We start from the raw sequence: 10,374 nt of genomic DNA, 5'->3' as shown, positions 1-10,374 counted from the left end.
GTTTTAAGATATTCTTCATATCTGCAAGCAATACTATGTGGTAGCTCAGGTATAAAATACTTTATATTTCCATTAACAACTAGATATTTAAGAAAAAATGTTTCAAGTGGAAAATTCACATCTATATAATGAGCTTCACCAGTAAGAAATATTTCATATTTTGGAATAGCATCATCCAGTATTTTTATATGCTTGTGTGTATCACTTAATTCAAATGATGTATAATTGCTTTCAGTTTTCTTAGAGCAATTAGGAGAGCTTGTACAGCCTGTAATTATAAAAACAATACAAACTAATAAAATCTGAAATCTTAAGAAATATTTACTAATCATAGCTTATATTTACCTCCATTGTCATAAAATTTAATATTATTATAACACATAACAGTATATGCAACTATAAACAATTACTATAAATGAGCAAATTTCAATACATTAAATGTAAAATAATGTTTTAGTGCGATTCTAAAACATCATCTAGTACAGTAAAACAGTAAAATTCAGTATTACAAATTGAAGATCAATAACAGAACTAATTGTATTTAAAAATTTTTTGTGCTAAAATGACTTTGGGTGGTATCATTTAGAGCTGCACCGAATTGAGATATTAAATTTTTGAGGATTTTACTGCTTATATCTTTTTAGAATAAGACTTTTGGTGGTGATATTTTGATAATAGGTTTTATTGGAGCTGGTAAAGTCGGATTTAGCCTTGGTAAGTATTTTTCTTTGAGGGGAATTAAGCTTTCAGGCTATTATAGCAAATCGAATCAATCCGCTTTTAAAGCATCTGAATTTACAGGTTCTAAGCATTACACAAACATTGAAAATTTAATCAAGGATAGTGATATGATTTTTATTACTACTCCTGATGATGAAATATATAACATATGGGAAAAAATAAGCAGTTATAATTTAAATAATAAAATAATTTGTCATACAAGCGGTTCTCTTTCCTCAAAAATCTTTTCTGATATAGACAATTCTGAAGCCTCTAAATATTCTATCCATCCAATGTTTCCATTTTCAGATAAATATGAAACATATAAAAATCTAAAAGATGCTTATTTCTCAATTGAAGGTGATATGAAAAATATTGATAAAATTAAAGCTCTCTTTAGCTTGACTAAAAATAAATTTTTTATAATAGATAGTGAAAAAAAATCTCTTTATCATTTAGCAAATGTAGTTGTTTCAAATTTTGTTCTTTCACTAATAGATATTGGAACAAACTACTTAGAAAAATGTGATTTTAACAAATATGAAGCAATTGAAGCATTAATGCCTCTTATTATGAGCAACATAAATAATATTATGCAAAATGGCATTGAAAATTCTCTAACTGGTCCAATTGAAAGAAATGATTTAGGTACCATAAAACATCATTTAGACATGATACCATATGAGGATAGGGAGCTTTACAAGATTCTATCACTCAACCTAATAGATATATCTGAAAAGAAACATGAAGATAGAAATTATAAAGAGCTTAAAGATTATTTGAGGAGGATTTGAATATGAAAAATACAGTAAGCACATTCATTAATGCTAAAAAAAGTGGACAAAAATTGGCTATGCTAACAGCTTACGATTACTCTACCGCTAAGATGTTTGATAACTGCGGTATTAATGGTATTTTGGTTGGAGATTCATTAGGTATGGTTTGCCTTGGATACAAAGATACTTTAAAAGTAACAATGGAAGACATGCTTCACCATACAAAAGCAGTAACAAGAGGAGTAGAAAATGCTCTAGTTGTTGGGGATATGCCTTTTATGAGCTATCAAACATCAGTATATGATGCTGTTAAAAATGCAGGACGCTTTATCAAAGAAGCAGATGCACACGCTGTTAAATTAGAAGGTGGAGCACAAGTGTGTGAACAAATAGAAGCTATAGTAAAAGCTCAAATACCTGTAATGGGACATCTTGGTTTAACTCCTCAATCCATCAATATGTTTGGTGGATTCAAAGTACAAGGTAAAAATGAAGAAACTGCTAAAAAATTAATTGAAGACGCTAAACGCCTAGAAGCTGCTGGTGTATTTTCAATCGTATTGGAATGTATTCCTGCAAAATTAGCTGAAATAATCACTAATGAAGTATCGGTTCCAACTATTGGTATAGGTGCTGGAGCAGCATGTGATGGTCAGATATTGGTTTATCATGATATGCTAAATATGTTTGGAGATTTCAAACCTAAATTCGTTAAAACATTTGCAAATGTAGGTAGTTTAATTACAGAAGGTGTCAAACAATATATAGATGAAGTTCAAAACAGCAAATTTCCTGAAAAAGAACACTGTTTTAGCATAAATGAAGAAACTCTAAAAAAATTATATTAACTATATTATGGAAGGAAGTGAAGCTGCTAAAGCAGCGAATAAAATGCTTTTTGTTAAAACTATTAAAGAAATAAAACAAATCATAAAAAATTGGAGAAAAGAAGGACTATCAATTGCTTTAGTTCCAACGATGGGTTACTTACATGAAGGGCATTTAAGTTTAATAAAAAAAGCTGCCAGTGAAAATGATAGAGTTATTGTAAGCGTATTCGTAAACCCAACACAATTTGGTCCAAATGAAGACTTAGATAATTACCCTAGTGATATAGAAAGAGATAAAAAACTATGTGAATCAGCTGGAGCATCACTTGTATTCAATCCAGAAGTCAGCGAAATGTACTATGACAATGCATGTACTGTTGTAAGCGTAAAAAATCTCACTTCAATGTTATGTGGTGCTTCAAGGCCTGGACATTTTGATGGTGTATGTACTGTAGTATCCAAATTATTTAATATTACTACCCCTGATAAAGCATACTTCGGTGAAAAAGATGCTCAACAGCTTGCTGTTATAAAAAGAATGGTAAGAGACTTAAACTTTGATGTTGAAATCATTGGATGTCCAATAATAAGAGAACAAGATGGATTAGCGAAAAGTTCAAGAAATACATACCTTTCGGACAAGGAAAGAAAAGCTGCCACAGTTTTAAGCAGAAGCTTGAACAAAGCGAAAGAAGCACTCTCAAAAGGAGAAAAAGATGTCTCTGTAATAAAAAAAATAATAATAGATGAAATTAATACTGAACCTCTTGCTAAAATTGATTACGTTGAAATAGTGGATAGTTTGTCGCTTTCAGAAGTATCAAAAATTGAAACTCCTGTTCTTATAGCTATTGCTGTTTTCTTTGGCAAAACAAGATTAATAGATAACTTTACATGGGACAATAACTAAAGAAGGGATGATGAAAATGCAATTAAATATGTTAAAAGCAAAGATTCATAGAGCTGTAGTTACTGAAGCTAAGCTAAATTATGTTGGAAGCATAACAATAGATAAAGATTTACTCGATAATTCAGGTATTTTAGAATATGAAAAAGTACAAATAGTTGATATTGATAATGGCAATCGCTTCGAAACATACGTTATTGCTGGTGAACCTAAAAGCGGTGTTATTTGTCTTAATGGTGCTGCTGCAAGAATGGTACAGCCTAATGATAAAATAATTATAATGGCATACTGTTTAGTAGACAAAAATGAATTAGATAATTTTAAACCAACAGTAGTCTTCGTAAATGAAGATAACACCATTAAAGAAGTTAAACATTACGAGGAACATGGTGAACTCAGGTAAAGGCTAATGCCTTTTCTTGAGTTTTTTTCTTTTTTGCTAATAATTTTCATATTTACGCACATAATAAGTATGAAAATTCAATAAAAGGAGATGTGTTAATTGAAAGGATTAGATATTACTGCACTCGTACTAGTTATTATAGGAGCGGTTAACTGGGGACTAATTGGTTTCTTCAGATTTGATTTAATCGCTGCACTTTTTGGAACCATGTCAACTTTTACTAGAATTATATATGCAGTAGTAGGCATAGCTGGTTTATATTCAATATCATTTTTTGGAAGAAGAGACGAACTTGGAACCACAGATGAAGAAAGGTAGAAATATACCATCATATTAAATAACGATATCAATGTATATCTTCTGTAAATTTTCAGTTTAAACCCTTTACGATGGAATTTAAAATAATTGTTCCATTCGCAAAGGGTTTTTGATATGAATTTAAGGCATTAAAAGAAAATATACTTCCCAAAACAAAACATACTTCTCAAGTTATAAAATTCATATTTTTGTCTATAGTAGGTTCTATCAGCGGGTTCCGACGATAAAGTAGTTCGCAAAATAGACTAGCATACTAACTAATTATTTTTTTGAAAATGCCTAATATGTTATAATAATTGTATAATGCAAAATAATAATATTGAGGTAAAGAGCTTATGAATAATGAAATAATTTATAAAATTAAAAAAATCACAATTGATGAATTATTAAAATATCATAATCCAAATGTTGTTTACAATTACTGTAAGCAATGTCCCGACTATAATAAATTTTGGTCATGCCCCGTATTCAACTTTAGTGAAAAAGAATATATAAAAAAGTATACTTATGCTTACATAATCAGTGCAAAATTATATACAAAAGAAGCACATTCCAATAATGATGAGTCTCAAAATGACATAAATCTTTATTACAATAGCTTGAGAAAAATATTCGATAAAAAATTATTAGAATTAGAAAAAAACTATGAAAATACTGTTTCATTATTTGCAGGAAGGTGCTATATATGTGAAAAATGCAGCAAAATTTTAAACAAACCCTGCATTCATCCTGAATATATGCGTTATTCACTTGAATCTCTAGGAATTGAAGTAACTAAAATTGTTGAAGATATTCTAAATGATAAAATATTATGGAGTCAATATTCTAAACAAGAATATATTTTACTCGTTGGAGCATTACTCTCAAAGCACAATATTGCACTCAATCACACTAATATATTCAAATAAAATCCTGGTACCTTGTTTTCTCTCCTACCACCCAGTACCTGAAACAGATACTGGTATACATATGTCAAATCTGTACTAGCCGTCTAGCAAACTAGCAAACTTTTATTATTTCCTCGCCCCTTATTTTTCCCTAGCACCTGAAATAGATGCTGGTTGCCAAGTTACAAATTTGTGTTGGAGACTAGAAATTGTTACGCAATTTCTTCAGAAAGAAGATTGCCAGTTACAAGTCGGCTAGTGGCTAGTTAATGTTGAAATCGTTATACGATTTCCTAAATGTATATAAAAACATTTGGTGATTTAAGAAGTTGTGAATCTGTGCTAGCAGTCTAGCCCTCTAGCAACCTGGCAAACTTGCTTCATTCCTAGTACCTGAAACAGATACTGGTTTTCAAGTCACAAATCTGCACTAGCCGTCTAGCCCTCTGGCCCTCTAGCAAACTTTATTTTTAAATAGATAATAGTTTTCAAGTTGTAAATCTGTACTGGAGACTGGGGACTAGGGACTAGGGATTTGAGATTAGATAAACTGGAGACTAAACCAAAATCACCAATCGCCAATCACCAATCGCCAATCACCAATCGCCAATCACCAAAGCAGATTGTTACTTTGATGAAAACTAATACCTAGAATTTTGTTCTTAAATATATGCTAGTTTTCAAGTCACAAATCTGCACTAGCCCTCTAGTAGCCTGGCAAACTTATTTTAGCTCCTAGTACCCAGAACCTAAACAGATAATGCTTCTCAAGTCACAAATTTGTACTGGAGACTGGTGACTAGAGATTGGAGACTAAAAAATAGTTGCCAATCACCAAAACAAATTGTTACTTAGTTAGAAATTTTAAGTCTGCACTGGTTTATTTTTTCTATATTTAGCTAATACTAATCACATAGAAGCTTCACTTTTAAACTCATAGAAGCTTCACTTTTAAACTCAAATTTATGAGGTGATAATGTGTTTGAAAGATTATGCAAAAATAATAATTATGGTAATTTAGTTAATGGAGATTGGGTATTTTCAGAGAAAAATATTGATATCTTTTCACCCACAGATGGAAAACTCTTAGGTAAAATTCAATCTATGACTAAAAAAGAAATAGATAACGTATTAAATTTAGCAAAATATGCACAGAAAATATGGGCAGAAATTCCACTAAATGAACGTGCTAATATATTGCATAAAACAGCAATTTTGATTGAAGATAATATAGATGTATTATCTAATATTCTGCAAAATGAAATTGCCAAAAACAAATCATCTGCTGAATCTGAAGTAAAAAGAACTGCAGAATTTATAAAATTTACCGCCGACGCTGGAAAACACTTAGAAGGTGAAACAATAGATGCAGATAATTTCCCTGGTTTTAATAAAAACAAAATATCATTTGTTTCAAGAGTGCCAATTGGAACCGTACTTGCGATTTCACCATTTAATTATCCAATAAATCTATCGGCATCTAAAATTGCTCCTGCTCTCGTGGGCGGAAATAGTGTTGTTTTAAAACCTCCTACCCAAGGTGCAATAAGCGCTTTGCATTTGGTAGAACTATTTGAAAAAGCTGGTCTTCCAAAAGGAGTATTAAACACAGTAACAGGAAAGAGTTCAGAAATAGGTGATTACCTCGTAACCCACAAACATATAAACTTGATAAACTTTACTGGAAGTACAAATGTAGGCAATCACATTGCAATTATAGCTGGAATGGTACCAATGATTATGGAATTGGGTGGAAAGGACGCTGCAATAGTACTTAATGATGCTGATTTAGATTCAACTTCAAAAGAAATAGTATCAGGAGCATATAGCTATTCAGGTCAGAGATGTACAGCAATTAAAAGGGTTATAGTATTAAATAAAGTAGCTGATGAATTATCTGAGAAAATAAAACAAAGAGTTGAAAATTTAACCGTCGGAACACCACAAGAAGATGCTATAATTACTCCTCTTATAAATAATTCTGCTGCTGACTATGTTCAAGAACTAATTGATGATGCAATAGAAAAAGGTGCTAAATTACTTGTAGGAAATAAACGCTTTGATAATCTGTTTTATCCAACATTATTTGATAATGTAACTGAAAATATGAGACTTGCATGGGAAGAACCTTTTGGACCTGTACTTCCAATAATAAGGGTTAACACTATTGATGATGCAATAAGAATAGCTAACAAATCCCAGTATGGACTCCAATCATCGGTATTTACCAAAAATATAGATGATGCTTTTTATATTGCAAATAAATTAGAAGTAGGAACTGTTCAAATAAATAATAAAACTGAAAGAGGACCAGATCATTTCCCATTCTTAGGAGTAAAATCTTCCGGCATGGGAACACAAGGAATTAGATATAGCATAGAAGCAATGACGCGTCCAAAATCTATAATTGTGAACTACTCGCCACTTACTTCGTTGAAGTAGGATTTTCTTACCACAACCTTATATATTCAGTTTTATAAGAACTTTTATATTTTCGTTATATTTTAAAAATGCCTAAAGGGCATTGAACCCTTTCAAAAATGGTGTTATTCATCTCCCACTTATAGAAGTGTGAGTCTTGTAAAATCGATAAAAACACGGATTTAAATCCGTGTTTTTATTTTTCTTTCAAATTCTTTTCTATTATATCTCTTACATCTTCTAATAACTTAGCAGATTCTTCCCTTGAAAGCTCTTTAACCTCTATAGGCTTATCAAATATAATTTTAACATCAAACCTTTTGCTTTTTTTATCATATGCTTCAAGTGATTTATAAGTACCATCTATTGTTACAGGCACTACAGGAACTTTAGCCTTTAAAGCCATCTTTAGACTTCCTTTTTTAAATTCACCCATTTTACTTCCTTTACTCCTTGTCCCCTCTGGAAATATAGCCATACTATAACCTTGTTTTAAATTCTCAGCCCCTTTATTAATTGCCTTTAATCCTTCTCTAGGGTTTTCCCTATCAATGAAAACACAGTGCATTTCATTCATCCAGTAAGGCATTATAGGTAACTTTTCCATCTCTTTTTTCGCAACAAGCCCTATCGGCTTGCCCACAGCAGAAAGCAATGCTGGAATATCTAAATTGCTTTGATGATTTGAAACAAATAAGCAACTCTTGTTTGGTATATTTTCTCTTCCTATAACCTCTAAATCAATACCTATACTATCGATTACAAAATTTGCCCATTCCATAACAACCTCATCAAGATACCTATTTGCCTCATCAATATCTCTTTTCTTAATTTTTTCATATTTAATCTTGTAAAAATTGGCTTTTATTAAAAAAGCAATAAACGAACTATAAAAAAGAAACCTTTTCATTCTCTCAAATCCTTTCAAATTCTATTCTAGTAATTTTTATAGCTATATATAAATTATACATACTTATATTGTTTTATTCAATCATTAATAATTATAATAATACAAATCGACATGGTAAATATTATGTGATAGAATGTGGTTATACAACTTCATTATAAATTGATATTTTTACTGTACGATGAAAGGGGAATTTTCATATGAGTTCACACAAGAAACATAGTATTACTCTTATATTAATAGCTATATTAGTAATTATGTCCTCAACATATAAATTTTTATTTAACAGAACAAACAATTCAATAAATGTGCTAAATAATGCAAATCTTAATGATAAACTTATTGTGCATTATATAGATATAGGTGAAGGTGATTGTGAACTAATTCAGATGAATAATAAATTCATGTTAATTGATGCTGGCTCAGGAAAATATAAAAACAGAGTATGTAATTACTTAAAAAGTTTAGGTGTTAAAAAAATAGATTATATTATTGCTACTCACCCCCATGAAGATCATATTGGTGGAATGTATAAAATAATTGATTCATTTGATATTGGCACATTTATAGCTCCTAAAGTTACAACATCAACAAATACATTCAAAAAAATGCTTGTTGCTTTAAAGAAGAAAAAACTCTCCATTAAAACTGCCAAAGGAGGAATGATATTTCAGCTAGACAATAATGTCAAATGCGAGATTGTAGCTCCTAATAGCAAAAAATACGAAAAGCTGAATGATTATTCTGTTGTGCTTAAAGTTACTTATAAAAATTCAAGTTTTCTATTCACAGGAGATGCAGAAAAAACAAGCGAAAAAGAAATACTTTCAAAAGGGTATAATATAAGATCTGATGTCTTAAAAGTTGGCCATCATGGAAGCAATACATCATCGACTCAAAGCTTTTTAAAAGCTGTAAATCCTAAAATTGCTGTGATTTCCTGCGGAAAAGGTAATGAATATGGTCATCCTCATAAAAATGTTTTAAAAAGATTAAATTCGATAGGATGTAAAATATTTAGAACTGACCTAGATGGAACAATAATTTTAATAAGCGATGGAAAATCAATATTCAAACTAAAAAACCACAACTAAATCTTAGTATCCAATCTCCAATCTCTAATCCCCAGCTTCCAATACAGATTTGGTATCTGACTACCAGTATCTGCATATTAGATACTAGGAGATAAAAAAGATGTTGGGGAATACTACACAAGTTTGCTAGTTTTCCAGACGGCTAGATTGCTAAAACAGATTTATGACTTGATTGTTATATGCTTACAATCGGCAAATGTTTTTTAGGCATTTGAAAGAAAATAACAAGTCAAAGATGCGACGTATATTTTGTGAAATACAAAGAGTTGGGTTCCGCTGATAGTAGGTTCTATCAACGGGTTCCAACGATGAAGTAGTTCGCAAAATAGACTAACATACTGACTAGTTATTTTTTGAAAATGCCTTATATTACATTTAAGAAATCGTGTAACGATTTCAACTTTAGCTGACCACTAGCAAACTAGCCAACTGGCAATCTACTATTGAAGAAATTACACAGTAATTTCGAAACTAACCACTGGTACTCTTTATTAAAGAAATTGCGTAGCAATTTCAACCTTTACTATTCTCTATTCACTAATTAAAATTCTCTATTCACTAATTAAAGTTTTCTGAATGGGTCTTTTTCATCAAAAACAAAAATAGCTCCAAAAAACAAAAAAATGGCTCCACGGAGAGGACTCGAACCTCCAACCTATCGGTTAACAGCCGAGTGCTCCACCATTGAGCTACCGTGGAACGTTTTTTACCTGGCAGCGACCTACTCTCCCACACAGTCTCCCATGCAGTACCATCAGCGCTACAAAGCTTAACCTTCGTGTTCGGAATGGGAACGGGTGTTGCCTTTACGCTATAACTACCAGATACTTAACTTGTTAATAAACCCTATATTAAACATAGAGCTGACTTGGTGGCAACCGGAGTAATTCTTAACGCAAATCACAGATTTGCTAAATTACTCGTTAAATGTCATTTAGACATTTAACCCTTTACGCTATAACTACCAGATACTTAACTTGTTAATGAACTTTATATCGACTAACGACAATCATATTATATTAAATACTTTGAGCTTTGTCAATATTTTTTTTATTTTTTTATACCAGTTATTATAAACAGCTCTAAATCAATTGTAGCTAATATATTTCCT

The 10,374-nt window shown here is 31.0% G+C and carries 10 protein-coding genes, 1 tRNA gene and 1 rRNA gene; 8 read left to right on the top strand and 4 right to left on the bottom strand.

The genetic code is table 11. The annotated features are described in order from the left end of the window. On the bottom strand, window positions 1-332 hold a 332-nt coding region (locus tag CLTEP_RS06625), incomplete at its 3' end, for a hypothetical protein (RefSeq protein WP_153016288.1). A gap of 336 nt (window positions 333-668) precedes the next feature. On the opposite strand from CLTEP_RS06625, the gene CLTEP_RS06620 reads away from it, so the two are divergent. The 7 genes from CLTEP_RS06620 to CLTEP_RS06590 all read left to right on the top strand — a co-directional run bounded on the left by CLTEP_RS06620 (window position 669) and on the right by CLTEP_RS06590 (window position 7,283). Then, entirely contained in the window at window positions 669-1,514 is an 846-nt protein-coding gene (locus CLTEP_RS06620) for a Rossmann-like and DUF2520 domain-containing protein (RefSeq protein ID WP_066824387.1), read from the top strand. 2 nt (window positions 1,515-1,516) lie between these two features. After that, window positions 1,517-2,344: a 3-methyl-2-oxobutanoate hydroxymethyltransferase gene (panB, locus tag CLTEP_RS06615; RefSeq protein WP_066824384.1), complete on the top strand. Its 828-nt coding sequence runs from the start codon at window positions 1,517-1,519 to the stop codon at window positions 2,342-2,344. A 43-nt stretch (window positions 2,345-2,387) separates the two neighbouring features. Beyond that, the gene (panC, locus tag CLTEP_RS06610) at window positions 2,388-3,236 is read left to right on the top strand and encodes a pantoate--beta-alanine ligase (RefSeq protein ID WP_066824397.1); all 849 of its coding nucleotides are present in this window, start codon (window positions 2,388-2,390) and stop codon (window positions 3,234-3,236) included. A 16-nt stretch (window positions 3,237-3,252) separates the two neighbouring features. Then, the gene (gene panD / locus CLTEP_RS06605; protein ID WP_066824381.1) at window positions 3,253-3,636 is read left to right on the top strand and encodes an aspartate 1-decarboxylase; all 384 of its coding nucleotides are present in this window, start codon (window positions 3,253-3,255) and stop codon (window positions 3,634-3,636) included. Window positions 3,637-3,735: 99 nt separating this feature from the next. Further along, window positions 3,736-3,954, top strand: coding sequence for a DUF378 domain-containing protein (locus tag CLTEP_RS06600; RefSeq protein WP_066824378.1), 219 nt, complete (start codon window positions 3,736-3,738; stop codon window positions 3,952-3,954). Window positions 3,955-4,289: 335 nt separating this feature from the next. Next, window positions 4,290-4,862, top strand: a complete 573-nt coding sequence (locus tag CLTEP_RS06595) for a DUF2284 domain-containing protein (RefSeq protein ID WP_066824375.1) — start codon at window positions 4,290-4,292, stop codon at window positions 4,860-4,862. 957 nt (window positions 4,863-5,819) lie between these two features. Then, a complete protein-coding gene (locus tag CLTEP_RS06590) occupies window positions 5,820-7,283 on the top strand; it encodes an NADP-dependent glyceraldehyde-3-phosphate dehydrogenase (protein WP_066824372.1) in 1,464 nt (487 codons plus the stop codon). A 175-nt stretch (window positions 7,284-7,458) separates the two neighbouring features. Here CLTEP_RS06590 and CLTEP_RS06585 read toward each other — a convergent pair whose 3' ends face one another. Further along, on the bottom strand, window positions 7,459-8,172 hold the full coding sequence (locus tag CLTEP_RS06585) for a lysophospholipid acyltransferase family protein (protein WP_066824369.1): 714 nt from the start codon (window positions 8,170-8,172) through the stop codon (window positions 7,459-7,461). 197 nt (window positions 8,173-8,369) lie between these two features. On the opposite strand from CLTEP_RS06585, the gene CLTEP_RS06580 reads away from it, so the two are divergent. Beyond that, on the top strand, window positions 8,370-9,263 hold the full coding sequence (locus tag CLTEP_RS06580; protein ID WP_066824367.1) for a ComEC/Rec2 family competence protein: 894 nt from the start codon (window positions 8,370-8,372) through the stop codon (window positions 9,261-9,263). 624 nt (window positions 9,264-9,887) lie between these two features. On the opposite strand, the gene CLTEP_RS06575 is transcribed toward CLTEP_RS06580, so the two are convergent. Together CLTEP_RS06575 and rrf are read right to left on the bottom strand one after the other, a co-directional pair. Then, window positions 9,888-9,962: transfer RNA gene (locus CLTEP_RS06575), tRNA-Asn, on the bottom strand. Window positions 9,963-9,971: 9 nt separating this feature from the next. Next, window positions 9,972-10,088 (bottom strand): 5S ribosomal RNA (gene rrf, locus CLTEP_RS06570). Between the last annotated feature and the right edge of the window lie 286 nt (window positions 10,089-10,374).

The sequence above is a fragment of the Clostridium tepidiprofundi DSM 19306 genome (assembly GCF_001594005.1).
Taxonomy (GTDB): Bacteria; Bacillota; Clostridia; order Clostridiales; family Clostridiaceae; genus Clostridium_AC; species Clostridium_AC tepidiprofundi.
Note: the sequence above shows the minus strand (reverse complement) of the source record. Positions and strands in the feature narration are given on the sequence as shown.